The sequence below is a fragment of the Methylobacterium sp. XJLW genome (assembly GCF_003254375.1).
GTDB classification, from domain to species: domain Bacteria; phylum Pseudomonadota; class Alphaproteobacteria; order Rhizobiales; family Beijerinckiaceae; genus Methylobacterium; species Methylobacterium fujisawaense.
In genome coordinates this window covers 4,541,883-4,568,614 of sequence record NZ_CP016429.1, presented here as the reverse complement: position 1 = coordinate 4,568,614, position 26,732 = coordinate 4,541,883, and the positions used below count along the sequence as shown (strand labels likewise).

Below are 26,732 nucleotides of genomic sequence, written 5' to 3'. Positions count from 1 at the left end.
GCGATTCTGGATTCCGGGCCCCGCTTCGCGGCCCCGAAACGACGGGATGACACAGCCTGGGTTGAGCCGCGCTCAGACCCGGGCTCGATTAGAACATAGCGCGAACATTACCCGGCCTCTCGGCCGAGCGCAACGAATCGCGCCCGCTCCTCGGACGGCGCGAGGCCCCGAGGGCCCCAGACGTGCCGGTCGAGGAAGTACCCCGTCAAGGTAAACCCTTGGGCAACGCCGTCCGGACCCGGGGATCCGCCGGCGAGCAGGAAGGTTGGAAGCGCGAGAAGACGGTCCCGATAGGGCTCGCCCGCCGAGGCGCTGACCGCTCGGCCGCTCTTCGGCGAGACGTAGGCGAGGGCGTCGTTGCCGCCGGTGGCGGCGCAGGCTGTCAGGTCCAGGCCGAAACCGAGCTCCGACAGGATGGCCAACTCGAACCGCACCATCAGGGGCGGCGCGATGGCGGGGTCGTCGAGGTGCTCGATGAGGATCCCCGCCGCCGCGTAGAGCGCCGGATGCGGGTCGCGCTCGGGGAGGAGCCGCAGCAGCGCCGCGAGGTGTCCGATGCCGTATAGGGCCAGGCTCGATCCGATCAGCCGGGAGACCTGCGACTCGAGGGGCTCCACCGCGTAGGCGCCGAGGCCCTCGTCGAGGCGCGCCCGCCAGGTCAGCCGGACCCGGTTGCCGGGCTGGAGCACCGGCTGCATCCGCCGCGAGCGTCCGCCATGGACGAGGCCGAGATGGCGTCCATGGGCCTCGGTCATCGCCTCCAGGATGACGCCGGTCTCCCCGTGCCGGCGCAGGCCGAGCACCAGGGCGTCGTCGGTCCATTGCATCGAACGTCGCGTCGTGAGGTGAAAGGGGCGCGGCGCGCGACGGGCGCGTGCCGCTCGTTCTCCTCATATAGGGACCCGCAGCCTTCGGCGCTGTCCAGCCTCAGGCAGCCTTGGCCGGATAGCGAGGGCCGATGCCGCCCCGCGCCACTCTTGCCATCATCTTCGCCCTCGCCTCCGCCGGCGCGCAGGCCGGGCCGCGCAAACCGAAGCCCGTGGTCGAGGACGTGCCCTCCCCGGCCATCCTCCAGCGGATCGCCGCCCTGGCGCTGAAGCAGGTCGCCTTCGGTTCGGTCTCGCTGCTGCCGGTGCGGTTCGAGGGCAGCCGGATCGCCGGGCCGATCGCGGATGGCGGCCGGGTGATCTACTGCGTGTCGGGCCGGATGTACGGCCGGACCTTCGGCAAGCCCGAGCGCCCGAAGGTGACGTTGCTCTACGAGGCCGACCGGCTCACGGTGCTCGACGACGACGAGGTCTGCACCGGCCATCGCACCCGGCCCTTCCCCGAACTCGACGCGCTGGGCAACAAGCCGTGAGGCCGCTGCGTTGAGGGCCATGCCCTGCGCGCCCGCCCGCACCCTCGACCTCAGCCTCGACCTGATCGCCCGCGCGCATTCCGTCCCGGTCCCCGACGACCCGAGCGCCCTCGACGTGCTGTCGGATTCGGAGTTGCGCCCGGGCCTGGAGGCGATCGTCGCCGGGCGCGAGGGCTGCGATCTCTGGGTCTTCGCCTACGGCTCGCTGATGTGGAATCCGGAATTCGAGGTCGCCGAGCGCCGGATCGGGACGGTGCGCGGCTTCCACCGCCGGTTCTGCCTGCTGCAGCGCCGGTTCCGCGGCACGCCGGAGCGGCCGGGCTTCGTCCTGGCGCTGGACCGCGGCGGCCTCTGCCGGGGCGTCGTGTTCCGCCTGCCCGGGATGGAGATCCGCGAGGCGCTGATGCCGGTCTGGCGCCGGGAGATGCGGGGCCGCGGCTACGTCGCCCGCTGGCTGCCGGTCGCCACCGAGACCGGGACCGTGTCGGCGCTGACCTTCCTGGCCAACCGCGCCAGCGACCGCTACGCCGGCCGCCTCTCGGACGCCGAAATCGCGGAAAAGATCGCCGCCGCCTGCGGGCACAAGGGACCGAGCGCCGAATACCTGTTCCGGACCGTGGACGCCTGCGAGCGCCTCGGCATCCGCGACCGCCATCTCTGGAATCTCCAGGCCCTCGTGGCCGCGCGGCTGAGGGCCTGCGCTCCGGGGGCGTGAGGTTCAGGTCCAGGCCCGCTTCATCACCACGGCGACACGTCCGCCCGCATGCTCGGCATCCGGGTTGCGCGGCTCCCGGATCCCGGGGGCGCGGCCGGTGGTGACGTAGACCAGCAGGGTGAGGGCGAGCAGGATCTTCGTGCGCATGGCGACGCTCAAGCTTGAGCGCCGGTGCATAGGATCGATCGCTTTTTAAGGAGTTGCTGCGGTGCACACGGACGGGATCGCGGCCCGGTTCCTGCGGACGTGGTGAAGGAAGGGTTGCGGGCCGGCCGCGATCGTCTATGCCGCCGGCCCGGGATGTCCACAGGTGGAGGATGAGATGCGGCTCCGGATCGGCGTAGCCCTGGCGGTCGTCGGCATCGCCGCCGTGGCTCTCCTGGCGGGGCCGCTGAGCCGCGGCGACAGGCTGTCCGACATCCTCACCGGGCGGACGCCGCTGCTCGCCGGCGGCACCCGGGCGCCCGGTGGCGGCGCGAACCTCACCGGCACCGCCGACCTGGGGACGGATCAGCGTCCGGCGACCCTTTACCTCGCCTGCGATCCGGGGGGGACCGGCCTGTCGGCGGCGCTGACGGTGCCGCGCTTCGCCGAGCTGGCGCCGCGCTTCGACTTCGCCGGGCTCGAAGGCTCCGGCAGCGCGACGCCGCTCACCGGCATCCTCGTCTCCAGTGCCGGCAGCGTGCGCTCCATGCGGATGCCCGTGCAGGGCGCGGCGACCGGGGCGGATTCGGGCTTCACCCTGACGGTGACGGGCGCCCGCCGCGGCGAGGATCCGCTGCGCGGCCTCGCCGTGGCGCTCACCCAGCCCGGCACCAAGCTCACCTGGACGCAGGCGAGCCCGCGCTCCGGCGATCCGGCCCTGACGGCGGTGTTCACGGTGGCGGAGAGCGACGCCACCGCGCTGAAGGGCGCCCTCACCGGCTGCCTGGCGGCCCCGTTCTAGCTCACCTCCACCTGCACCACCCCCGGCACGGTCCGGAGCTGGCCAGCGAGCGTCGGCGTCGCCTGGAATTTGCCGGGCAGCCGGATCTCCACCTCGCGGCTGCCGCCATCGAGCTTGAGGATCAGCGACACCTCGCTCTCGCCGCGCATCGACAGGCGCTGCTGCACGGGGGCGACGCCGCGCGGGTCGCTCAGGTGGATGCGGATCCCCTTCTGGTGGCGGGCCACCGCCTGGTCGAGGGGCTCCGCGGTGAGGATCCGGGCGCGGACATCCTCGCCCTCCAAATTCGCCTGGAGCTGCAGCACCAGCGGGCGGCCCGGCTCCAGGATGTCGCGGTACTGGCCGAGCCCCTCGGAGAAGATGATCGCCTCGAAATGCGCGGTCCGGTCCGAGAGCGTGACGATGCCCATCTTGTTGCCGGTCTTGGTGCGCCGCTCCGCCCGGTCGAGCACGGAGGCCGCCACCCGGCCGACGCTGGAGGTCCCAGCCCGCACCGCGCGGCAGAAATCGGTCCAGCTCTGCACCCGCAGCTTGTCGAGCAGGTCGCCGTACTCATCCAGCGGATGACCGGAGATGAAGAACCCGATCGCCGCGTATTCCCGCTTCAACGTGTCGGCCATCGGCCAGATCTCGTGGGGCGGGATTCGCAGGGACACGTCGTCCGCCACCACGCCGCCGAACATGTCGGTGACGCCGGCCGATTCCGCCTCCGCCGCGCTGGCGGCGAGCTTCATCATCGGCTCCACTGCCGCGAAGGCGCGCGCCCGGTCCGGCTCGATGCAGTCGAGCGCCCCGGCCTGGACGAGGCTCTCCAGGGTGCGCTTGTTGATCTGCCGCGGGTTGAGGCGGCGGGCGAGGCAGGCCAGGTCCTTGAACGGCCGGTCGCCGCGGGCCTCCACCAGCGCCCGCACCGCCTCCCGGCCGACGCCCTTGATGGCGGCGAGCGCGTAGAAGATCTTGCCGTCGCGCACCTCGAACACCTCGCCGGAGGTGTTGATCGAGGGCGGCTCCACCGTGATCTTGAGGCGCTGGGCGTCCTGGCGGAATTCAGCGAGCTTGTCGGTGTTGTCGATGTCGAGGGTCATGGCGGCGGCCAGGAACTCGACCGGGAAGTTCGCCTTGAGATAGGCGGTCTGGTAGGTCAGCAGCGCGTAGGCCGCCGCGTGGCTCTTGTTGAAGCCGTAATCGGCGAACTTCGCCAGAAGGTCGAAGATCTCGTTGGCCTTGGCCTTGGTCAGCCCGCGCTCGGTGCAGCCCTTCAGGAACCGGTCGCGCTGCGCGTCCATCTCGGCGCGGATCTTCTTGCCCATGGCGCGCCGGAGCATGTCGGCCTCGCCGAGCGAGTAGCCTGCCAGGACCTTGGCGATCTCCATCACCTGTTCCTGGTAGACGATGATGCCGAAGGTCTCCTTCAGCATCGGCTCCAGCTTCGGATCCGGGTACCAGGACGCCTCGTTTCCGGCGTCGCGGCCGAGCTTGCGCTCGCAATAGACCGGGATGTTGGCCATTGGGCCCGGGCGGTAGAGGGCCACCAGCGCGATGATGTCCTCCAGCCGGTCGGCCTGCATTTCGCAGAGCGCCTTGCGCATGCCAGCCGATTCCACCTGGAACACGCCGACCGTCTCACCCCGGCCCATCGGCCCGTAGGTGTTCGGATCGTCGAGCGGCAGCGACGCGAGGTCGATCTCGATGCCGCGCTGCTTCAGGAGATCGGTGCAGCAGCGCAGCATGGTCAGGGTTTTGAGGCCCAGGAAGTCGAACTTCACCAGCCCGGCCTGCTCGACCCACTTCATGTTGAACTGGGTCACCCGCATGCCGGTCTTCGGGTCGCGGTAGAGCGGGACCAGCTCCTCCAGCGGCCGGTCGCCGATCACCACGCCGGCCGCGTGGGTCGAGGCGTGCCGGTGCAGGCCCTCCAGCTTCTTGGCGATGTCGATGAGCCGGCCGACGATGGGCTCCTCCTCCATGGCCTGCTGGAGCTTCGGCTCGCCCTCGATCGCCTGGGCGAGCGTCACGGGGTTGGCCGGGTTCTGGGGCACCAGCTTGGTCAGCTTGTCGACCTGCCCGTAGGGCATCTCCAGCACGCGGCCGACATCGCGCAGCACGCCGCGGGCGAGCAGGGTGCCGAAGGTGATGATCTGCCCGACCTGCCCCTCGCCGTAGCGCTGCTGCACGTAGCGGATCACCCGCTCGCGGCCCTCGACGCAGAAGTCGATGTCGAAATCCGGCATCGAGACGCGCTCGGGGTTGAGGAAGCGCTCGAACAGCAGGCCGAAGCGCAGCGGGTCGAGGTCGGTGATCAGCAGCGACCACGCCACCAGCGAGCCGGCGCCGGAGCCGCGGCCCGGACCGACGGGGATGTCGTGGTCCTTGGCCCACTTGATGAAGTCCGAGACGATCAGGAAGTAGCCCGGGAACTTCATCGACACGATGACGTCGAGTTCGAAGGCGAGGCGCTTGCGGTAATCCTCCTCCGAGAAGCCCGGCGCCGTGCCGTGCTGCTTCAGGCGCAGCTCCAGCCCGGCCTCGGCCTGCCGGCGCAGCTCGGTCGGCTCGTCGGCCGAGACCGCCTGGACGCCCGTGTCCGCCGCCTCCGCCAGGGCCTCCGCCATGGGGGGCGTCTCGCCCGCCGCCACGGCGCCGAAATTCGGCAGGATCGGCTTGCGGGTGCGCGCCCGCACGGCGCAGCGCATGGCGATCTCGACGGTGGCCTGGAGCGCGTCCGGCAGGTCGCGGAACAGCGCGGCCATCTCGGCGCGGGTCTTGAAGGCGTGGCTCGGCGTCAGCCGGCGGCGGCGCTCGTCGGAGACGACGCGACCCTCCGCGATGGCCAGCAGGGCATCGTGGGCGTCGTAATCGTCGGGCTTGGCGAAGTAGGGCTCGTTGGTGGCGACGATCCCGAGGCCGTGGCGGCCGGCAAGGTCGAGAAGTGCGGTCTCGACCCGTCCCTCTTCGGGCAGGCCGTGGCGCTGCAACTCGACGTAGAGCCGGTCCTCGCCGAATGCCTCCTTGAGCCGCTGCAGGCGGCCGAGGGCCAGTTCCGGCCGCCCGGCCCGGAAGGCGGCATCGAGGGGCCCCGACAGGCCGCCGGTGAGGGCGATCAGTCCCTCCGAGGCTCCGACGAGGGCCGCGGCGTCCAGGCGCGGCGCTTCGCCGAGCGCCGTGTCGAAATAGGCGCGGCTCGCCAGCCGCAGCAGGTTGGCGTAGCCGGCCTCGTCCTGGGCCAGGAGCACGATGCCATGGTGCGTCGGCGCCTGGCGCTGGTGCGGATCAGCGGCCTCGAACGCCACCGAGAGCTGGATGCCGGCGATCGGCTGGACGCCCTCGCCGGCCGCCTTCTCGGAGAATTCGAGCGCCCCGAACAGGTTGTTGGTGTCGGTCAGCGCCAGGGCGGGCTGCCGGTCGGCGACCGCGGCCTTGATCAGGGAGCCGACCTTCAGCGCCCCTTCGAGCAGGGAATAGGACGAGTGGACGTGGAGGTGGACGAATCCGACCTCCTTGAGCTGGCGTGGCATGGCCGACCTTGTTCCGGGGTCGGCCAGCATCCCCGCTCGCCGGCTCCAAGTCGACGTGTGCCGGGCCGACGAAAGGCGATATCCACCGGTCGTGCCCCGGAAGCACCAGTTCGGGCCAGGCCTGTGGATTATCGGCCGCGCCGGGCGGATCGCCTGTGCATAACCCGCCCATCGCAGGAACCGGGGGCGCCTTGGAAAAATCCGGCTAACGAACCGGTGCCAAGGCTATCGCCCAGGCGCCGACCGCCGCGAACAACAGCCCGAACGCCATGAACTCGACCATCCCGGTCAGGACCAACCGCTTCAGCATCGACCTGCCTCCCGTGTTCCGATCCTAGTATGTTCATGTTTTGTTCCAATGGAAGGGCGTTCGGGCCACAAACCGGCGCCCGCTTATCGGTACAGTAAAAAGTGTCTTGATGCGGATCAGGCGGGCTGGCATGCCCCGCCTTCGAGACGAGCTCGTCACCGCTTGGGGGGTTCGAAGGAGTAAGCCATTCCCGCGCACCGGACGGTCGAACGGTTCGACGTCGCCCTCGTGGCCGTCGGCACGCACGGTGACGTGCTGCCGTTCATCGCGCTGGGTCACGAACTCCTGAAGCGCGGTCACGGCGTCTCGCTGGCGGCCCCGGCGCCCTTCGAGGCGATGGCCCGCCGGGCCGGACTCGCCTTCCAGCCCCTGGGTACGGTCGCGGATTACGAGGCGGTGATCCGCCAGCCGGATCTGTGGCACCCGCAGCAGGGCTTCCGCCCGATGTTCGATTACGCCCTGCAGGTGGCCGAGCCGGCCTGCCTGTGGCTCGGTGCGACCCGCGCCCGGGGGATCGACCTGCGGGTGGTCGCCTCGCCGCTGGGTTGGGGCGCCCGGCTCGCGCAGGATCTGTACGATCTCCCGACCGCGACGCTGCACGTCATGCCGTTCCTGATCGAGAGCCGGTACGATCCGCCGCGTCTGCCGGGCCTGCCGCTGCCGCGCGTCCTGCCGGCCTCCCTGCGGGCCTACGTGAATCTCGGCGTCGACAAGGTGGCGGTCGGCCCGTTCACGCTGCCGCCGCTCAACGCCCTGCGGGCCCGCCTCGGCCTCGATCCGGTCTACCGGCTGCGTCACTGGTGGAACAGCCCGACCGGCATGCTCCTCATGTTCCCCGACTGGTACGCGGAGCCGCAGGCCGACTGGCCGGGTCAGGCGGTGCAGCTCGGCTTCCCGCTGGTCGACCGGTTCGGCGACGTGGCGGCCATGCCGCCGGAGCTGGAGGCGTTCCTCGCGGCGGGCGACCCGCCGATCGTGTTCACCTACGGCTCGGCCATGCGCCAGGGGGCCGGCTTCTTTGCCACCGCGGTGCGGCTGTGCCGGCGGATGAACCGGCGCGGCGTCCTGCTCGCTCCCCAGGGCGGCCAGATCCCGAAGCCGCTTCCGGCCGGGATCATCCACCTGCCCTACGCGCCCCTGAGCGCCCTGTTGCCGCGCAGCGCGGCCCTGGTCCATCACGGGGGCGTCGGCACGGTGGCGCAGGCTTTGGCCGCGGGGATACCGCAGCTCGTGGTGCCCGTGGCTTTCGACCATTTCGACGAGGGGCGGCGGCTGAAGGACCGCGATCTCGGCGCCACCCTGAGCCGCCGCGCCTTCCGTCCCGCACGGGCGGCGCGGGTGCTGGGCCGGCTGCTCGCCGATCCCGCCGTGGCGCGGGCCTGCGCGGCGGCCCGGGCACGGATGGCGGGGAGCTCCGACGCCATCATCGACGCCTGCGACTACGTCGAGAGGCTGATGCCGACCGAGGCCGGTTCCGGCCCCTCCGTCGCTCCCTGACCGCACCGGTCGCGCGGGGCGGCCCGAACGCGAGCGGCGCCGCCCCGGGGGGGGGCGGCGCCGTCCGGTTACTGGCCGAGCAGAGTCGTGGCCGAGCCGACGAGCGTCATGAGCAGGCCGCTCACGAAGGCACCGATCATGACGTAGGAGAGAGCCTTCAGCTTCATCTGTCCTCGCGTCGGATCAGCAGCGGTAACCGCCGGCGGTCTGGCCGTACTGCTTCACCGGCCGGGTCTGCTGATCGGCGTTGCCTTCGGCGGCCGAGCTCATCGGGCAGCCCACGTAGTTGGGATTGTCATGGACACCGAGGCCGAGGGAGCCGGTCGTCTCAACCTCGTAGGGAGCGAAGCCGGTCCAGCGCGCGCCGTTCTCCGCCAGAGCGGACGAGATCGGAGCGGCACCAAGAAAAAGAGCAGTGACGGCGGCGGCGATACGGGTCTTCATGGCAGGGCTCCAGAGATCACGCAGTACAGGCCGGTTGTTCGGCTCTGTTTTATCTAGCGTGATGATAAGATAGGGAGCCGGTGTCTTCCGTGACGTGACTCGCCGCACGCGACGGGACGGATTAAAAATCGTGTGCATTTATGGAGGCGTGAAGCCAGGCATGGGCTTCGCCGACGGCGCGGGCGGGGCGAACCGCGGGGTTGAAGGACCGCCCGCATGGCGCGTTGGGGGTGACGTCCGGGCGCACGAAGTCCGCCGCCGCCTTGACCGGGAGCGATCTTGAGCCGAGCCCGTCCGCGTCGATGCGCGCGGCGCCGCGCGCGCCGATCCGCGGACACACGGGACGGTCCGTGCGGACGCGTCGCCGGACTCAGTCGAGCTGCGTGATCAGCCCGTCGCGGATGGTCACCCGCCGGTCCATCCGGGCGGCCAGCTCGAGGTTGTGGGTTGCGACCAGAGCGGCGAGGCCCGAGGCGCGGACCAGCGCCATCAGGACCGAGAAGACGTGGCCTGCCGTCCCGGGGTCGAGATTGCCGGTGGGCTCGTCGGCCAGCAGGAGGCGCGGGCCGTTGGCCACCGCCCGCGCGATGGCGACGCGCTGCTGCTCGCCGCCCGACAGCTCGGCCGGGCGGTGCGGGAGCCGTTCCTTGAGGCCCAGGAAGCTCAGGAGTTCCGTGGCGCGGGCCTTCGCCTCCGGACCCTTCAGACCGCGGATGAGCTGCGGCATCACCACGTTCTCCAGGGCGGAGAATTCCGGCAGGAGATGATGGAACTGGTAGACGAAGCCCATCTCCTCGCGCCGCAGACGGGTGCGCTCGGCATCGGCCATCGCCGCGGTGGGATGGCCGCCGATAAAGATCTCGCCCCCATCCGGCCGCTCCAGAAGGCCGGCCAGATGCAGCAGGGTCGATTTGCCGGCGCCCGACGGCGCCACCAGCGCCACCAGTTCCCCCGGCCAGATCGCGAGGTCAGCCCCGCGCAGGATCTCCAGGGCACCTTCGGCCTGGGGATAGCGCCGCTCGACGCGGGAAAAGAACAGGGCCGGGACCGGCTGGTCGCCGGTTGTCTGGCTCGACTCGCTCATCGGATGCGGCCCGTCAGCCGTAGCGGAGGGCCTGCACCGGATCGAGCCGGGCGGCGCGCCAGGAGGGATACAGCGTCGCCGCGAGCGACAGCAGCAGGGACGTGATCACCACGGCGGTGATCTCCTTCGGATTCATCTGGGCCGGGATCTCGGCGAGGAATCGCACGGTCGGATCCCAGGCGCCGGGAAACAGCACGTGCTGGATCGGCTTGATGTTCAGGGTGATCAGGACGCCCAGCGCCAGCCCGCTCAGCGTTCCGACGACGCCGATCAGGGCGCCGTTGATGAGGAACACCCGCATGATCGTGCCGGGCGTCGCCCCCATGGTCCGCAGAATCGCGATGTCGCTCGACTTGTCGCGCACCAGCAGGATCAGGCCGGAGACGATGTTGAGCGTCGCCACCACGACGATCAGGCTGAGGATCAGGAACATCACGTTCCGCTCAACCTCCAGGGCCCCGAAGAAGGTCCGGTTGCGCTGGCGCCAGTCGGTGAGCAGGATCGGGCGCTCGGCCGCCATCTCCAGGGGCTCGCGCATGTCGCCGACATGATCGGGATCGTCGACATAGATCTCGATCATGCTGACGTCGCCGTCCCTGTTGAAGAACGCCTGCGCCTCGGCCAGGGGCATGAACACGAAGGTCTGGTCGAACTCGGTCATGCCGACCTCGAACACCGCCTTGACCGTGTAGCTCTTGGTCCGCGGCGCCGTTCCGAAGGGCGTCGAAGAGCCCTTGGGCGTCACCAGCGTGATCGTATCTCCGGCCTGCAGGCCGAGGGTGTCGGCGAGCCGCCGGCCGATCAGCACGCCCGTGCCGTCGTCGAAGCCCTCCAGGGTGCCCCCGCGGATCGCCGAGGATACCGCCGCCAGGGCGTCGAGGTCGGCGGCCCGCACGCCGCGGATGATCACGCCGGAGCCGCCATATTGCGACGACGCGAAGGCCTGGCCCTCCACCAGCGGCACCGCGGCGCGCACGCCCGCGACCTTCGACAGGCGCTCCGACAGGTCGGTCCAATCGTTGAACGGCCGGTCGATCGGGGTGGCGAACAGGTGACCGTTGATGCCCACGATCTTCGAGAGCAGCTCCGCCCGGAAGCCGTTCATCACCGACAGGACGATGATCAGCGTGGCGACACCTAGCGCGATGCCCAGCACCGAGAAGAACGCCACCACCGAGACGCCGCCGCCCCGTCGGCGGGCGCGCAGGTAGCGGCCGGCGAGGATCCACTCGAACGGTGCGAACGGGGCAGTGGTGCCCGCACGGAACGATGCCGCGAAGGTCCTGACCCGGTCCAGCGCCGCTGATGCCGCCATCGGCACGCCTCAGACGCGCCGGATGCGTGCCAGCAGATCGACGATGGCGAGGCTCTCGCGCTCGCCCCCGGCACGCCGCTTCAGCTCGACCTTGCCCTCCGCCAAGCCCTTCGGCCCGACGATCACCTGCCAGGGCAGGCCGATCAGGTCCGCGGTGGCAAACTTGGCGCCGGGGCGCTCGTCGCGGTCGTCGTAGAGCACCGACAGGCCGGCGGTCTCGAGATCCGACTGGATCTGCGCGCAGGCGGCATCGGTGCCGGCATCGCCGACCTTCAGATTGATCAGGGCCACGTCGAACGGCGCGACCGAGTCCGGCCAGATGATGCCGGCCTCGTCGTGGCTCGCCTCGATGATCGCCGCTACCAGCCGGCTCGGACCGATGCCGTAGGAGCCCATATGGACCGGCCGCTCGATCCCGTCCGGCCCGGCGACCTTGGCGCCCATCGGCTCGGAATACTTGGTGCCGAAATAGAAGATGTGCCCGACCTCGATGCCGCGTGCCGCGAGGCGGCTGTCCTCCGCAACCTCCGCAAAGGCCTCCGGCTCGTGCATCTCCTCGGTGGCCGCGTAGTGCGAGGTCCAGGCATCGACGATGCCCTGGAGGGCGGCGACGTCGTCGAAATCCACGGTCTCCGGCGGGATGTCGAAGTCGAGATAGGCCTTGTCGCAGAAGACCTCGCTCTCGCCGGTCTTGGCCAGGATGATGAACTCGTGGGACAGGTCGCCGCCGATGGGGCCGGTATCGGCGCGCATCGGGATCGCCTTGAGGCCGAGCCCGGCGAAGGTGCGCAGGTAGGCGACGAACATCCGGTTGTAGGCGTGGCGGGCGCCGGCCTGGTCGAAATCGAACGAGTAGGCGTCCTTCATCAGGAACTCGCGGGAGCGCATCGTGCCGAAGCGCGGCCGCACCTCGTCGCGGAACTTCCACGAGATCTGGTAGAGGTTCTTGGGCAGGTCCTTGTAGGAGCGCACGCTCGCCCGGAAGATCTCGGTGACCATCTCCTCGGCGGTGGGGCCGTAGAGCATCTCGCGCTCGTGCCGGTCCTTCAGGCGCAGCATCTCCTTGCCGTAGGCGTCGTAGCGGCCGGATTCCCGCCACAGCTCGGCGGATTGCACCGTCGGCATCAGGATCTCGATGGCGCCGGAACGGTCCTGCTCCCGCCGGATCACCGCGCAGACCCGCTCCAGCACCCGCAGGCCGAGCGGCAGCCACGCGTAGATGCCGGCCGACTCCTGACGCACCAGGCCGGCGCGCAGCATCAGCCGATGCGAGACGATCTCGGCTTCCTTGGGCGTCTCGCGCAAGGTCGGCATGAAATAGCGGGAGAGACGCATGTCGTCAGAGTCTTGGAAGAGGATCGGCCGGGAGGAGCCGCGGCGCGCCGGCACACAACACGCCGGAGACACAAATTACAAGCACTGCGCGACCACGGCGGGGCGTAATCGCGGCGAACCGGAGGCGGCGGCCCGGCCGCGGTTGGGCCGCTGCCTAGGCGGAAAGCGGTATGCCCATTTGCCGGCAAGAAAGCGCAGATTTTTCTCGCAGACCCGGTGACAACACGAATTGTTGTTCCTATAAGCGTCCGGCGATGTTTGCGACGCCCGGAAGAGGTGGCGCAAGGTCCGAGTCTCGGGAGGAAAAGCGACCGCTCCGCAGCCAATGCGTGGGATATTCAAAGGTCGAGCCATTGAAGCTTGAAAGCAAGGCCTCGGGCCTTGCTTTTTTTATTCTTGGCGGCGGGGTGCGTTGCTCCGTCCACCGGGCGCTTGTCGAGGGACAGCGCTGAAGGCCGCCGGAGGCGACCCGTTCAGCACCGAGAGCCGGGCGGGTCCCGACCCTTCGACCCCCGGGAGACAAATGGTCGCCGTCAGACCGCTGCGTGCGGCGGGCCTATCCCTCCGATGACGTCCCGCACGCATTGCCCGGAGGCGTGAGCCCGGGCATGGGCCTGTCTTACCGCGAGCTCGGAGAAACCCCCGGCCTGAGCCGTCCTACAGCCCGGCCAGGGGGAACACCGCCAGGGCGATCAGGAAAGCGGCCCCTGCGACCAGCGTCGTCCAGATGGCCTTCTCGCGCAGCCGCGGCGCCGCCGGAGCGCCGGGATCCTGGCCCGGGACCACGTGGGTGGGCCGCGTCTCGGGCTGGTTGCGCAGGGGCAGGACCGCGAAGAGCAGCGTCCACCAGACCACGAAGTAAAGGGCGATCGCGCCGCCCACCGTCAGCTTGAACAGGCTCACCGCCGCGGCCACGAAGGCGGCGATCAGCACGGTGATCACCGCCAGGGTCACCGGCGTCGAGCGGGCCAGGCTGTGCATCATCCGGCTCACACCTGCTCCAGCTCGACCAGGGTTCCCAGGAAGTCCTTGGGGTGAAGGAACAGGACCGGCTTGCCGTGGGCTCCGATCCGCGGCTCGCCGGTGCCGAGGACCCGGGCGCCCTGGGCCTTGAGCTTGTCGCGGGCGGCCAGGATGTCGTCGACCTCGTAGCAGACGTGGTGGATTCCACCGCCCGGGTTGCGGGCCACGAAGGCTTCGATCGGCGAGCCCTCCCCGAGGGGGGACATCAGCTCGATCTTGCTGTTCGGCAACTCGACGAACACGACCGTGACACCGTGCTCCGGCTGCGGGAGCGGCGGGGTGATCGTGGCGCCGAGCGTGTCGCGATAGACCGCGCAGGCGGCGTCGAGATCCTGTACGGCGATGGCCACGTGATTGAGACGGCCGATCATGTTGCTTCCTCCCCGTTCGCGTACCGATCGGCAGGCCGCTGCTTCCAGGCGCACCCTCATCCTCGGGCCTGCGCGAGCCGCCGCGAAGGCGCCCGCCAAGGAACGCCCCGAGGAACGCGCCAAGGATCGCGCGTCCCGCTGGAGGGCGCCCCTGAGACCCCCTGTGCAGGGGTCTCAGGATGAGGGTCTGGACCGGACCTGCCGTGGTCCGTTCGTCTGTCGTCGTAGCTTAAACTTCGACCACCTGCACGTGGCAGGCGGGCTTCTTGCCCCAGACCTCGTTGACCGCGGTGCGCACCGCCCGGTCGACCGTCTTCTCGACGCTCTCCGAGTCCTTGAGCTTGCCCCGCGACATCCCCGACAGGGTGCGGGAGACCGCATCCACGACCGTTTCGATCAACGGCTCGCCGGACCGGCCGCGGTTCGGCAGGCCGATGATGTCCACCGCCGGCTCGCCGAGAACCACGCCGTCCTCGTCGATGGCGATCGCCACCGAGACCAGGCCGGCCTGCATGAGCTTGCGCCGTTCCGGGATCGCCCGGTCCTTCTCGTCGATCAAGACGTCGCCGTCCTTGAACAGCCGGCCGGCCTTCACGTGGTCGACCACCGCCGGCGTGCCGGGGCTCAGGCGGATCAGGCTGCCGTTGCGGGCCTTGACCACGTTCTGCACGCCCTGCGCCCTGGCGAAGCGGGCATGCTCGTCGAGGTGCAGGGCCTCGCCGTGGACCGGGATCGCCGTGCCGGGACGGGTCCACTTGTACATCTCGACCATCTCGTCCCGGCGCGGGTGGCCGGAGACGTGGACGAGGTCGGTGCGGTCGGTGATCACCTCGACGCCCTGCTCGATCAGGTCGTTGATGATCGATCCGACATCGCGCTCGTTGCCGGGAATGGCGCGCGAGGAGAAGATCACCTGATCACCGGCGGTGAGGCTGATATCCGGATGGTCCCGGCGGGAGACCCGGGCCAACGCGGCCCGCGGCTCGCCCTGCGATCCGGTGAGCAGGGCCACGACCCGCTCCCGCGGCAGGCTCTTCCAGGAATCAGCGCGGCGGAATTCCGGCAGGCCATCCAGGTAGCCGCATTCGCGGGCCACATCGATCACCCGGTCCATGGCGCGGCCGACTGCGATGACCTCGCGGCCGCAGGCGACGGCGGCTTCGGCGACCGCGCGGATGCGGGCGACGTTCGACGCGAAGGTGGTCACCGCGACCCGGTGGGGGGCGTCCGCGATCAGCGTCTTGAGGGTCTCGGCCACGGTCTTCTCGCTGGGCGAGAAGCCCTCGCGCACGACGTTGGTCGAGTCGCAGACGATGGCGAGGATACCCTCGTCGCCGAGCGCCGTGAACGCCTCCGGCGAGGTGACCGAGCCGGCCACCGGGGTCGGGTCGATCTTCCAGTCGCCGGTGTGGAGCACGAGGCCCGCGGCGGTGCGGATCGCGATGGCGTTCGATTCCGGGATCGAGTGCGAGACCGGCACATACTCGAGCTCGAACGGTCCGACGGTCACACGCCGGCCGGGCTTGACCTCACGCAGCTCGACCTTCGGGGCGCCGGGCTCGGAGAGGCGCCGGGTCTCCAGCAGGTTCTTGGCGAAACGGGTCGCGTAGACCGGGACCTTGAGCCGGGGCCACAGCTCCGAGATCGCCCCGATATGGTCCTCGTGCGCGTGGGTGATGAAGATCCCCAGCAGGTCCTTGCGCCGCTCCTCGATGAAGGAGAGGTCGGGGAACATCAGGTCCACCCCCGGCATCTGCTCTTCGCCGGCGAAGCCCATGCCGCAATCGACCATGATCCATTTCCGGCCCTTCTCCGGGCCGAACCCGTAGAGCGCCGCATTCATTCCGATCTCGCCCACGCCGCCGAGCGGCAGGAAGACCAGCTCCTCCTGTCCCATTGCCATCTGTCGTCGTCCAAACTCAGGCCGCCGTCGCGGCCGTTCCGAAATGCACCTCGCCCGCCGTCACGGTATGCCGATTCCCATCGGGGGCGAGGATCACGAGCCGCCCCCCCTCGTCGATCGTCTCGAACACGCCCCGCAGGATGTGCCCGCCGCTGCGCACCGCGATCTCGGTTCCGAGACCCGCGGCCCGCGCGAGCCAAGCCGCGCGCAGGTCAGCGAAATTCCGTCCCCGGTCCCAGGCGCGCGCCTGCGCGGCCATCCGGTCCGAGAGATGTTCCAGTAGCGCCTCGGCGCCCCCGGCGTAACCCGCCGCCGCCAAGCTCATTGCGGCGAGCCCGTCCGGGGCCGCCGCGACGTTGACGCCGAAGCCGATCACCGCGGTGCGCCGGCCGCCCGGCAGCGTCTCGGCCTCCAGAAGCAGGCCGGCGAGCTTGGCGCCACCGAGCAGGACGTCGTTCGGCCACTTGAGCTGCAGAGATCGGGCGGCGCTGCCGGATCCGGTATCCGGCAGGGTGCCGCAGGTCGCCTCCAGCGCCTCGATCAGCGCGAGGCCGGCCACGAAGCCGAGTTCGGCGAGGTGGTCTGGCGCTACCCCGGCGATGGGCCACAGCACGCTCGCCGCGAGGTTGCCCGGCAGCGAGGCCCAGCTGTTGCCGCGACGGCCGCGGCCCGCCTCCTGACGGTGGGTCACCACCCAGAGGGGGCCGGTCTCGCCCGCGCGCGCCTGAGCCATCGCCTCCGTGTTGGTGGAGCCGAGGGTCTCGTGGACATGCAGGCGATGGCCCTCGGCGCGCGCCGCGGACCCCAGTCGGTAGGGCAAGGCTGTCCTAGAACAGAGACCGGGCGGCCCGGCCTGCGGCGCCGACCAGCGGCCCGGGCAGGAGGAAGAACAGCACCACCACGACGCTCGAGAGGGCGAGCACCACGCGCAGGCCCGGCGCCATCGTCTCGTAGGGCTCCCGGGGCTCATCGAAATACATGATCTTGACCAGCCGCAGGTAGTAGTAGGCGCCGACGACGCTGGTGACGACGCCGATCACCGCCAGAGTGACAAGGCCCGCCTTGATCGCGGCGGCGAAGACGTAGAACTTCGCGAAGAACCCGGCCAGCGGCGGGATGCCGGCCAGCGAGAACATCATCGCGGCGAGGCAGAAGGCCAGCCACGGATGCGTCCGCGACAGACCGGACAGATCGTCGATCTTCTCGAACATCACCTCCCTGCGCCGGAGCGACAGGATGATCGCGAAGGTGCCGAGGGTCATCGCGAGGTAGATGATCATGTAGATGACGAGCCCGCTGATCCCCTCCTCCGAGCCGGAGGCGAGCCCGATCAGCGCGTAGCCGATATTGGCGATCGACGAGTAGGCCATCAGGCGCTTGATCGAAGTCTGGCCGATGGCCGCGAAGGAGCCGAGCGCCATCGACGCGATCGAGACGAAGATGAAGATCTGCTGCCAGATCGCCGTCACGTCCGGCATGGCGCCGATGAAGACCCGCACGGTCATCGCCACGGCGGCCATCTTGGGCGCCGAGGCGAAGAAGGCCGTCACCGGGGTCGGCGAGCCCTCGTAGACGTCGGGCGTCCACATGTGGAACGGCACGGCCGCCAGCTTGAAGCACACGCCGGCCGCCAGGAACACGATACCCAGCACGATGCCGAAGCCGGCATTCTCGGTGAGCGCCGAGACGATGCCGGGGAACGAGACGGTGCCGGTGAAGCCGTAGACCAGCGAGGCACCGTAGAGCAGCATGCCGGAGGAGAGCGCGCCGAGCACGAAGTACTTGAGGCCGGCCTCGGTGGACTTGACGTCGTCCCGGTGGAAGGCGGCGATCACGTAGGCGGCGAGCGACTGAAGCTCGAGGCCGAGATACAGCGCGATCAGGTCGTTGGCCGAGACCATCACCATCATGCCGATGGTGCAGAGCACGATCAGCACGGGGAACTCGAACCGGTCGATGCGCTCGCGCTTGAAGAAGTCGTGCGCCAGCAGGATCGTCGCCGAGGAGCCGAGCAGCACCAGCGACTTCATCACCTTGGAGAAGGCATCCGACACGAACGCGCCCGACAGGGTGGTCACCCGACCTTGGGCCGGCTGGGAGATCACCACCGACAGGGCGACGAGGAGCAGGACCAGGGCGCCGATGCTCACGGTCTCGGCGGAGCGTTCGCCGCGCCAGGCGCCGTAGAGGATCAGGACCATGACGCCGACGCCGAGGATCAGCTCGGGCAGGAGCGGCGCCAGGGAGGGCAGGACGGAGTGGACGGTTGTCATGGTGTCCGCCTCAGCGCGGGATCGGCAGCGCCGCGGCGGCCGTCTGGGTGTTCGAGAGGGCGGCCTTCATGCTCGCCATCAGCGCATCCGTGGAGGGCGCGAACACGTCGAGCACGGGAGCCGGGTGCACCCCATAGTAGATCGTCAGCACCACCAGCGGCGCCAGGATGATCTTTTCGCGGGTATCCAGATCCAGGATGCCCTGGAGGTTGGGCTTCTCCAGCTTGCCGTAGACCACCCGGGCGTAGAGCCACAGGGCATAGGCCGCCGACAGGATGATGCCGAAGGTCGAGAAGAAGGCCACATTCGGGTTCGCCTTGAAGGCGCCGAGCATCGCCAGGAACTCGCCCACGAAGCCGGAGGTGCCGGGCAGGCCGACATTGGCCATGGTGAAGATCAGCATGGCCACCGCGTAGAGCGGCATCCGCTTCACGAGGCCGCCATAGGCGGCGATCTCACGGGTGTGCATCCGGTCGTAGACCACACCGACGCAGAGGAAGAGCGCCCCCGACACGATGCCGTGCGAGATCATCAGGAACAGCGCGCCCTGGATGCCCTGCTCGTTCAGGGTGAACAGGCCGAGCGTCACGAAGCCCATATGGGCCACCGACGAGTAGGCGATCAGCTTCTTGATGTCGGTCTGCATCATCGCGGTGAGCGACGTGAAGATGATCGCGATCACCGACAGGGCGAAGACGAAGGGCGCGAAGTCGTGGCTCGCCACCGGCAGCATCGGGAGGGAGATCCGGATGAAGCCGTAGCCGCCCATCTTCAGGAGGATGCCGGCCAGGATCACCGAGCCGGCCGTGGGCGCCTCCACGTGGGCGTCGGGCAGCCAGGTATGGACCGGCCACATCGGCATCTTCACCGCGAAGGAGGCGAAGAAGGCGAGCCACAGCCATGTCTGCATCTGCACCGGGAAGCGGTACTGCAGCAGGGTCGGGATGTCGGTCGTGCCGGCCTGCCAGTACATCGCCATCACGGCCAGCAGCATCAGCACCGAGCCGAGCAGGGTGTAGAGGAAGAACTTGAAGCTCGCGTAGATCCGGCGCGCGCCGCCCCAGATGCCGATGATCAGGAACATCGGGATCAGGCCGGCCTCGAAGAACAGGTAGAACAGCAGCAGGTCGAGAGAGGCGAACACGCCGATCATCGTCGTCTCGAGGACGAGGAAGGCGACGAAGTACTCCTTCACCCGGAAGTGGATCGAGTGCCACGACGCGCCGATGCAGAACGGCATCAGGAAGGTGGTCAGCAGGATCAGCGGCATCGAGAAGCCGTCGACGCCGAGCTTGAACCGGATCGTCTCGGTGAGCCACGCGTGGCTCTCCACCAGCTGGAAGCTCGACGAGGCGGCGTCGTAGCGGTTCCAGGCCACCAGGGAGAGCAGGAAGGTGACGATTGTCGTCGCGAGGGCGGCCCAGCGGCTGTTGCGCGCGACCGATTCCTCGTCGCCGTTCAGCGTCAGGATGAAGGCCGCGCCGCAGAGCGGGACGATCAGCAGGCCGGAGAGGATGCCGAGGCCGAGCATGTCAGTGAGCCCCCTTGGGCAGGCCGGACATCAGGTACCAGCTGATCAGGCCGGCGACGCCGATGAGCATCACGAAGGCGTAGTGGTAGACATAGCCGGTCTGGAGCCGGACCACGCCGCGGGTCACGTCCACGACGCGCGCCGCGATGCCGTTCGGCCCGAGGCCGTCGATGATCCGACCGTCGCCCTGCTTCCAGAGGAACAGGCCGAAATCCTTGGCCGGGCGGACGAAGATCCGGTCGTAGATCTCGTCGAAGTACCACTTGTTGAGCAGGAACCGGTACAGCGACGGCTGCTGCGCGGCGAGCTCGCCGGGCAGCTCCGGCCGGCGGATGTACATCCAGTAGGCCAGGACGAAGCCGAGGATCAGCATGATCAACGGGGAGTAGGAGACCAGCGCCGGAACCTCGTGGATCTCGTGCATGATGTGGTTGTTCGGCCCGTGCGCCAGGGCGTGGCCCCAGAACGCGTCCATCCCCTCGCCGATGAAGCGGTCGTGGAAGATGATCCCGGCGAACAGCGCGCCGAAGGCGAGGATCGCCAGCGGGATCGTCATCACCAGCGGGCTCTCGTGGGGCGTGTGGTCACCGTGGTGGCCGTGCCCGTGATGGTCGTCGGCGACGAGGTCGCTCCTGTGGGCCGGCTCGATGTCGTGGCCGTGATCGTCGTGGGCCGCGCCCTCGGTGTGACCGGGCAGGCCGTCGGCCTCGTGCGCCAGGGTGGAATGCGCCACCGCGGGAGCGTCGTGATGGTCGTGCGCGGCATGCGCACCCCAGCGGGCCGGTCCCTCGAAGGTCATGAAGAACAGGCGCCAGGAGTAGAACGAGGTGAAGAACGCCGCCACCACAACGCACAGGAAGGCGAGCGTGTGGCCCGGCCGGGTCGAGGCGTAGGCGGCCTCGATGATCGCGTCCTTCGAGTAGTAGCCGGCCGTGTAGGGGAAGCCGATCAGCGCGAGGGAGCCGATCGCCATCATGGCGCTGGTATAGGGAATGTAACGGCGCAGGCCGCCCATGTTCCGCATGTCCTGCTCGTGGTGCATCGCGTGGATGACCGAGCCGGCCCCGAGGAACAGCAGCGCCTTGAAGAAGGCGTGGGTGAACAGGTGGAACACGCCGGCCGAATAGGCGCCGACGCCGAGCGCCACGAACATGTAGCCGAGCTGCGAGCAGGTCGAGTAGGCGATCACCCGCTTGATGTCGTTCTGCACGAGGCCGATCGTCGCCGCGAAGAACGCCGTGATGCCGCCGATCACCGTCACGACGATGAGCGCGTTCGGCGCTTCCTCGAAGAGCGGCGACAGGCGGGCGACCATGAAGACGCCGGCGGTGACCATGGTGGCGGCATGGATCAGCGCCGAGACCGGGGTCGGGCCCTCCATGGCGTCGGGCAGCCACGTGTGGAGCAGGAACTGCGCCGACTTGCCCATGGCGCCCATGAACAGGAGCAGGCAGGCGAGCGTCAGGGCGTTCCAGTCGTAGCCGAGGAAGTGGAAGGAGAGCGTCTTGATCGCGTCGACCTTGTCGAAAATCGCGTCGAACGCCACCGAGCCGGTGAGGACGAAGGTCAGGAAGATGCCCAGCGAGAAGCCGAAATCGCCCACGCGGTTGACGATGAACGCCTTCATGGCGGCGGCGTTGGCCGAGGGCTTCTCGTACCAGAAGCCGATCAGCAGGTAGGAGGCGAGGCCCACGCCCTCCCAGCCGAAGAACATCTGCACGAGGTTGTCGGCCGTCACCAGCATCAGCATGGCGAAGGTGAACAGCGACAGGTAGGCGAAGAAGCGCGGCCGGTGCGGGTCCTCCTCCATGTAGCCCACGGAGTAAAGGTGCACGAGGGTCGAGACGGTGGTGACCACCACCAGCATCACCCGCGTCAGGGTGTCGATCTTGAAGGCCCAGTCGACCTGGAGGTCGCCGGCCGCGAACCAGGAGGCGACCTGCACGCGCTCGGCCGGACCGCCGTCGATGAACACGCCCCAGGCGATCAGCGCCGTGAAGGCGAGGAAGGACGTGGTGATGTACTCACAGGCCCGCGCCCCGATGTACCGGCCGAACAGGCCGGCGATCAGGAAGCCGATGAGCGGGAAGAAGACGATCGCGTGATACATCGCTCTCTTGCAGTCCGTCCTCCGGGCCGACCGCGGGGCGGCGGCGTCCGGATGTCACTCGGGGCGCGCGAAGAAGAAGGCCCTAGCCCTTCATCATGCTGACGTCTTCCACCGCGATCGACCCGCGATTGCGGAAGAACACCACGAGGATGGCGAGGCCGATCGCCGATTCGGCGGCCGCCACGGTCAGCACGAACAGGGCGAAGACCTGTCCGGTGATGTCGTTGAGCTGCGTCGAGAAGGCGACGAGGTTGATGTTGACCGAGAGCAGGATCAGCTCGATCGACATCAGGATGACGATGATGTTCTTGCGGTTGATGAAGATGCCGAGCACGCCGAGCGTGAATAGGATCGCCGCGACGGTGAGGTAGTGGCTCAGGCCGATCATCGTTCGAAACCTCCGGCGGACATCAGACCTCGACACCCTGGCGCGACGGGACCTTGCGGGTCTCCACAGCCATGGCCTGGGTGCGGGCGTTCTGGACCGCGATGTCCTGGCGCTTCACGCCCGGCCGGTCGCGGAGCGTCAGCACGATGGCGCCGATCATCGCCACCAGCAGGATCAGGCCGGCGAGCTGAAAGAAGTAGGCGTAGTCGGTGTACAGCACCCGGCCGAGCGCCTGGGCGTTGGTGAGGTTCTCGGCCGACGCGACGTTGCCGAGGGGCGCCTGGACGAGGCCCGGATCGATGCTCCAGGAGCCCACCACCAGCAACAGCTCAACGAGGAAGATCGCCCCGATCAGGCCGCCGATCGGCAGGTATTGCTGGAAGCCCTGGCGCAGCTCGGCGAAATCGACGTCGAGCATCATCACCACGAACAGGAACAGCACCGCCACCGCGCCCACGTAGACGACCACGAGGATCATCGCGAGGAACTCGGCGCCCATCAGGACGAACAGCCCGGCGGCGTTCACGAAGGCGAGGATCAGGAACAGCACCGAGGCTACGGGATTGCGCGAGGCGATCACCATGAAGCCCGACGCGACCGTGACGCTCGCGAACAGGTAGAAGAAGGCGGCTGCTGCGGTCATGCGCTGATCGGGATCGGCCGCCGGAGCGGCCCCTTCTGCCGTGCGTTGAAACGGTCCGCAGCGGGCGGCCCGTCTATAGAACCCGGTCGGCGGGGGCACAACAGCGCCTCCGTCATGTCTCGCGCATCGTCATGGACAACGGGACCGGGACGTTGCGCCATCCCCTTGCGCCTCACCGCCTTCTTCCGAAAGCAGGTGGCCGCCTTTCGGGACGATGCGTCAGCGATACGGTGCGTCCATCGCGATGTTGCGGGCGATCTCGCGTTCCCAACGGTCACCGTTCAGCAGGAGCTTCTGCTTGTCGTAGAGCAGTTCCTCACGGGTCTCGACCGAGAACTCGAAATTCGGCCCCTCGACGATCGCATCCACCGGGCAGGCCTCCTGGCACATGCCGCAATAGATGCACTTCACCATGTCGATGTCGTAGCGCGTCGTGCGGCGGGTGCCGTCGTTCCGGCGGGGGCCCGCCTCGATGGTGATGGCCTGCGCCGGGCAGATCGCCTCGCAGAGCTTGCAGGCGATGCAGCGCTCCTCGCCGTTGGGATAGCGGCGCAGGGCATGCTCACCCCGGAAGCGCGGGCCGCGATGGCCCATCTCGAAGGGGTAGTTGATCGTGGCCTTCGGCTTGAAGAAGTAGCGCATGCCGAGGACCATCCCCGACACGAACTCTTTCAGCAGAAGGCTCTTGGCGACCTGATCGAGCTTCATGCCCGGATCTCCGATTCGACGGGTGGGCTCAGGCGCCCGGCGCGAGGCCGGTCAGCTTGAGCACGAAGGCGACGACGACGACCGAGACCAGCGAGATCGGCAGGAAGACCTTCCAGCCGAGGCGCATGAGCTGATCGTAGCGGTAGCGGGGGACGATGGATTTCACCATCGCGAACAGAAAGAACAGGAAGCTCGCCTTCAGGACGAACCAGATCACCCCGGGAACCCAGGTGAAGGGCGCGAAGGGGATCGGCGAGAGCCAGCCGCCCAGGAACAGGATGGTTCCGAGCGCGCACATGCTCATGATGGCGACGTACTCGCCCAGCATGAACAGGAGGTACGGGGTCGAGGAATACTCGACCATGTAGCCGGCCACGAGTTCCGATTCGGCCTCCGGCAGGTCGAAGGGCGGGCGGTTCGTCTCGGCGAGCGCCGAGATGAAGAACACCACGAACATCGGGAACAGCCACAGCCAGTACCAGCCGAAGATCCCGAGGCTCGTGTCCTGCGCCATCACGATGCGGGAGAGGTTGAGCGAGCCGGCGCAGAGCAGCACGCAGATGATCACGAAGCCGAGGGAGACCTCGTAGGAGATCATCTGCGCCGCCGAGCGGAGCGCCCCGAGGAAGGCGTATTTCGAGTTCGACGCCCAGCCGCCCATGATGACGCCGTAGACCCCGAGCGACGAGATCGCGAAGATGTAGGTGATGCCGACATTGATGTCGGCGATCGCCCAGCCGTCGGCGAGCGGAATCACCGCCCAGCTCGACAGGGCGAGCATCGCGAAGACCAGCGGCGCCAGCAGGTAGATCGCCTTGTTGGCCCCGGCCGGGATCACCGGCTCCTTGAGCACGAACTTGATCAGGTCGGCGAAGGACTGGAACAGGCCGAAGGGTCCGACCACGTTCGGCCCGCGCCGAAGCTGCACCGCCGCCCAGATCTTCCGGTCGGCGAGCAGCGCGTAGGCGATGAAGACGAGGAGCGCCGAGAGCAGCACGAAGCTCTTCAGCACGATCAGGAGCACGGTCCCGAGGATTTCGAGCGACGTCATCGGTGGGCTCCTACTCGGCCGCCGCGAGGGGCTGTGCCTCTGCGGCGCGCTCCCGGGCAAGGCGCGAGCACTCGGCGAGGATCCGCGAGGCGCGGGCGATCGGGTTGGTGAGGTAGAAGTCGGTCACGGGCGAAGCGAAGGCCGGCCCGCCGGTCGCGCTGCCGAGACGGATCAGCTTCTCCGCCGCCTCCACGACGTCGCCCGGCTCCACGGCGCCGATCGCCGCGAAATGCGGGTGGGCGGCATAGAGCGCTTGGCGGAGCGCGGTGAGCGAATCGAAGGGCAGGCGCTTGCCGAGGACGTCCGACAGGGCGCGCAGGATCGCCCAGTCCTCGCGGGCGTCGCCCGGCGGGAACGCGGCGCGGTTGCCCATCTGGACCCGGCCTTCCGTGTTCACCCAGGTCGCCGACTTCTCGCTGTAGGCGGCCCCCGGCAGGATCACGTCGGCGCGGGAGGCGCCGCGGTCGCCATGGCTGCCCTGGTAGATCACGAAGGCGCCCGGGGCGACGTCGCGCTCGTCGGCGCCGAGGTTGAACAGGACGTCCAGCGCGCCCGGCTCCAGCATCTGCGCGAAGGTCAGGCCGCCCTCCCCCGGCACGAAGCCGAGATCGAGCGCGCCGACGCGGGCCGCGGCCGTGTGCAGCACGCCGAAGCCGTTCCACTCGGCCGAGATCGCGCCGATCGACTTCGCCAGCGACGCCGCCGCGGCCAGGACGCCCGGCTCGGCATGGGCGCCGACGAGGACGAGCGGCGCCTTGGCTTCCTTGAGGACGTCGAGGAAGCTGTGCTCGCCGCGGGCGAGCGCCGCCAACGAGTCGGGGCTGGCGCCGATATAATGGCTCGGATAGGTCAGATCGACCGGCTCCCCGATCACGCCCACCGCCAGCGGCGCCATGCGCCAGCGCTTGCGGATGCGGACATTGAGCAGCGAGGCCTCGGTGCGCGGGTTGGCGCCGACGATCAGGATCGCGTCCGCCGCCTCGATGCCCGGAATGGTCGGGTTGAAGATGTAGGAGGCGCGGCCGAGCGCCGGGTCGAGCCCGGCATCGGTCTGGCGGCAATCGAGGTTCGGCGTGCCGAGGCTCTTGATCAGCTCGCGGAGCGCGAACATCTCCTCGACGCCCGCGAGATCGCCGACCACGGCGCCGATGCGCTTCGGATCCGCGCCCTTCACCTTGGCGGCGATGGCCTGGAACGCCTCACCCCAGGAGGCGGGCCGCAGCCGGCCGTTCTCGCGCAGGTACGGCCGGTCGAGGCGCTGCATCCGCAGCCCGTCGATGTGGTAGCGGGTCTTGTCGGAGATCCACTCCTCGTTGATCTCCTCGCTGATCCGCGGCTCGATCTGCATGACCTCGCGGCCGCGGGTGTCGATGCGGATCGCCGAGCCGACCGCGTCCATCACGTCGACCGACTCGGTCTTGTTCAGCTCCCACGGCCGGACGTTGTAGCTCTGCGGCCGGTGCACGAGCGCGCCGACCGGGCAGAGATCGGCGACGTTGCCCTGAAGCTCCGAGGCCATCGACTGCTCGAGGTAGCTCGTGATCTCCATGTCCTCGCCGCGGCCGATGGCGCCGAGGTCGGGCACGCCCGCCACCTCGGCGAGGAAGCGCACGCAGCGGGTGCAGTGGATGCAGCGGTTCATCGCGGTCCGCACCAGCGGGCCGATATGCTTCTCCTCGACCGCCCGCTTGTTCTCCGTGTAGCGGGTCGAATCGACCCCGTAGGCCATGGCCTGGTCCTGCAGGTCGCAATGGCCGCCCTGGTCGCAGATCGGGCAGTCGAGGGGGTGGTTGATGAGGAGGAACTCCATCACCCCCTCGCGGGCCTTCTTGGTCCCCTGCGAGCGGGTCAGCACCTCCGGCGGCTCGCCGTTCGGGCCGGGGCGGCAATCCTTCACCGCGTAGGCGCAGGAGGCCACGGGCTTGGGCGCGCCCTTCAGCTCGACGAGGCACATGCGGCAATTGCCGGCGATCGACAGGCGCTCGTGGAAGCAGAAGCGCGGGATCTCGGCCCCCGCGGCCTCGCAGGCCTGGAGCAGCGTGTAATCGGCGGGGACGTCAACCTCGGTGCCGTCGACGAGGATTTTTGTCATCGGATCGTCTCGTAAACTGGCCCAAACGCACGAGGCCGGATCCCACCCGCACCCTCATCCTGAGGTGCGAGGCGCAGCCGAGCCTCGAAGGAGATGTCCAGCCCGCCTCGCGATCTCG

General features: G+C 69.0%; 23 protein-coding genes. 4 read left to right on the top strand and 19 right to left on the bottom strand.

Features of this window, described 5'->3' with window-relative positions; all coding sequences use genetic code 11:
- Positions 1-107: 107 nt before the first annotated feature.
- Positions 108-827 (bottom strand): DNA repair protein RecO, encoded by a 720-nt coding sequence (recO, locus tag A3862_RS21180; protein WP_043757234.1) that lies wholly within the window; start codon positions 825-827, stop codon positions 108-110.
- 131 nt (positions 828-958) lie between these two features.
- On the opposite strand from recO, the gene A3862_RS21175 reads away from it, so the two are divergent.
- Both A3862_RS21175 and A3862_RS21170 read left to right on the top strand, forming a co-directional pair.
- Positions 959-1,360: a hypothetical protein gene (locus tag A3862_RS21175; RefSeq protein ID WP_043757237.1), complete on the top strand. Its 402-nt coding sequence runs from the start codon at positions 959-961 to the stop codon at positions 1,358-1,360.
- Positions 1,361-1,379: 19 nt separating this feature from the next.
- Complete coding sequence (locus A3862_RS21170; protein WP_043757238.1) at positions 1,380-2,075, top strand: gamma-glutamylcyclotransferase; 696 nt, start codon at positions 1,380-1,382, stop codon at positions 2,073-2,075.
- A 3-nt stretch (positions 2,076-2,078) separates the two neighbouring features.
- Here A3862_RS21170 and A3862_RS31605 read toward each other — a convergent pair whose 3' ends face one another.
- Complete coding sequence (locus tag A3862_RS31605) at positions 2,079-2,222, bottom strand: hypothetical protein (RefSeq protein ID WP_164706385.1); 144 nt, start codon at positions 2,220-2,222, stop codon at positions 2,079-2,081.
- 175 nt (positions 2,223-2,397) lie between these two features.
- Between A3862_RS31605 and A3862_RS21165 the strand changes: the two genes are divergently transcribed.
- Positions 2,398-3,021, top strand: a complete 624-nt coding sequence (locus A3862_RS21165) for a hypothetical protein (RefSeq protein ID WP_043761129.1) — start codon at positions 2,398-2,400, stop codon at positions 3,019-3,021.
- On the opposite strand, the gene dnaE is transcribed toward A3862_RS21165, so the two are convergent.
- Positions 3,018-6,536 (bottom strand): DNA polymerase III subunit alpha, encoded by a 3,519-nt coding sequence (gene dnaE, locus A3862_RS21160; protein WP_043757240.1) that lies wholly within the window; start codon positions 6,534-6,536, stop codon positions 3,018-3,020. The two genes, A3862_RS21165 and dnaE, sit on opposite strands and share 4 nt — an antisense overlap.
- 538 nt (positions 6,537-7,074) lie before the next feature.
- On the opposite strand from dnaE, the gene A3862_RS21155 reads away from it, so the two are divergent.
- The gene (locus tag A3862_RS21155) at positions 7,075-8,343 is read left to right on the top strand and encodes a glycosyltransferase (protein WP_043354256.1); all 1,269 of its coding nucleotides are present in this window, start codon (positions 7,075-7,077) and stop codon (positions 8,341-8,343) included.
- Positions 8,344-8,526: 183 nt separating this feature from the next.
- Here the strand turns inward: A3862_RS21155 and A3862_RS21150 are convergent, their stop codons facing one another.
- The 16 genes from A3862_RS21150 to nuoG all read right to left on the bottom strand — a co-directional run bounded on the left by A3862_RS21150 (position 8,527) and on the right by nuoG (position 26,614).
- A complete protein-coding gene (locus tag A3862_RS21150) occupies positions 8,527-8,787 on the bottom strand; it encodes a hypothetical protein (RefSeq protein WP_043757242.1) in 261 nt (86 codons plus the stop codon).
- Positions 8,788-9,157: 370 nt separating this feature from the next.
- Complete coding sequence (locus A3862_RS21145) at positions 9,158-9,871, bottom strand: ABC transporter ATP-binding protein (RefSeq protein WP_043354253.1); 714 nt, start codon at positions 9,869-9,871, stop codon at positions 9,158-9,160.
- A gap of 13 nt (positions 9,872-9,884) precedes the next feature.
- Positions 9,885-11,186: a lipoprotein-releasing ABC transporter permease subunit gene (locus A3862_RS21140; RefSeq protein ID WP_043381918.1), complete on the bottom strand. Its 1,302-nt coding sequence runs from the start codon at positions 11,184-11,186 to the stop codon at positions 9,885-9,887.
- Positions 11,187-11,195: 9 nt separating this feature from the next.
- A complete protein-coding gene (proS, locus tag A3862_RS21135; protein ID WP_043381915.1) occupies positions 11,196-12,521 on the bottom strand; it encodes a proline--tRNA ligase in 1,326 nt (441 codons plus the stop codon).
- Between the two features lie 657 nt (positions 12,522-13,178).
- Entirely contained in the window at positions 13,179-13,505 is a 327-nt protein-coding gene (locus tag A3862_RS21130) for a DUF1467 family protein (protein ID WP_043381913.1), read from the bottom strand.
- 5 nt (positions 13,506-13,510) lie between these two features.
- A complete protein-coding gene (gene mce / locus A3862_RS21125; RefSeq protein WP_043381911.1) occupies positions 13,511-13,915 on the bottom strand; it encodes a methylmalonyl-CoA epimerase in 405 nt (134 codons plus the stop codon).
- Positions 13,916-14,144: 229 nt separating this feature from the next.
- Positions 14,145-15,818, bottom strand: a complete 1,674-nt coding sequence (locus tag A3862_RS21120; protein ID WP_043354241.1) for a ribonuclease J — start codon at positions 15,816-15,818, stop codon at positions 14,145-14,147.
- A 16-nt stretch (positions 15,819-15,834) separates the two neighbouring features.
- On the bottom strand, positions 15,835-16,638 hold the full coding sequence (locus tag A3862_RS21115; RefSeq protein WP_043381909.1) for a biotin--[acetyl-CoA-carboxylase] ligase: 804 nt from the start codon (positions 16,636-16,638) through the stop codon (positions 15,835-15,837).
- Positions 16,639-16,645: 7 nt separating this feature from the next.
- Complete coding sequence (gene nuoN, locus A3862_RS21110) at positions 16,646-18,091, bottom strand: NADH-quinone oxidoreductase subunit NuoN (RefSeq protein WP_043354226.1); 1,446 nt, start codon at positions 18,089-18,091, stop codon at positions 16,646-16,648.
- Positions 18,092-18,101: 10 nt separating this feature from the next.
- Entirely contained in the window at positions 18,102-19,622 is a 1,521-nt protein-coding gene (locus A3862_RS21105) for an NADH-quinone oxidoreductase subunit M (protein ID WP_043354224.1), read from the bottom strand.
- A gap of 1 nt (position 19,623) precedes the next feature.
- Entirely contained in the window at positions 19,624-21,732 is a 2,109-nt protein-coding gene (gene nuoL / locus A3862_RS21100) for an NADH-quinone oxidoreductase subunit L (protein WP_043757252.1), read from the bottom strand.
- An 82-nt stretch (positions 21,733-21,814) separates the two neighbouring features.
- Complete coding sequence (gene nuoK / locus A3862_RS21095; protein WP_043351891.1) at positions 21,815-22,120, bottom strand: NADH-quinone oxidoreductase subunit NuoK; 306 nt, start codon at positions 22,118-22,120, stop codon at positions 21,815-21,817.
- Between the two features lie 22 nt (positions 22,121-22,142).
- Complete coding sequence (locus A3862_RS21090) at positions 22,143-22,763, bottom strand: NADH-quinone oxidoreductase subunit J (protein WP_043354219.1); 621 nt, start codon at positions 22,761-22,763, stop codon at positions 22,143-22,145.
- A 219-nt stretch (positions 22,764-22,982) separates the two neighbouring features.
- A complete protein-coding gene (nuoI, locus tag A3862_RS21085) occupies positions 22,983-23,471 on the bottom strand; it encodes an NADH-quinone oxidoreductase subunit NuoI (RefSeq protein ID WP_043354217.1) in 489 nt (162 codons plus the stop codon).
- A gap of 28 nt (positions 23,472-23,499) precedes the next feature.
- On the bottom strand, positions 23,500-24,522 hold the full coding sequence (gene nuoH, locus A3862_RS21080; RefSeq protein WP_043354215.1) for an NADH-quinone oxidoreductase subunit NuoH: 1,023 nt from the start codon (positions 24,520-24,522) through the stop codon (positions 23,500-23,502).
- Between the two features lie 10 nt (positions 24,523-24,532).
- Positions 24,533-26,614, bottom strand: coding sequence for an NADH-quinone oxidoreductase subunit NuoG (nuoG, locus tag A3862_RS21075; RefSeq protein ID WP_043757255.1), 2,082 nt, complete (start codon positions 26,612-26,614; stop codon positions 24,533-24,535).
- Between the last annotated feature and the right edge of the window lie 118 nt (positions 26,615-26,732).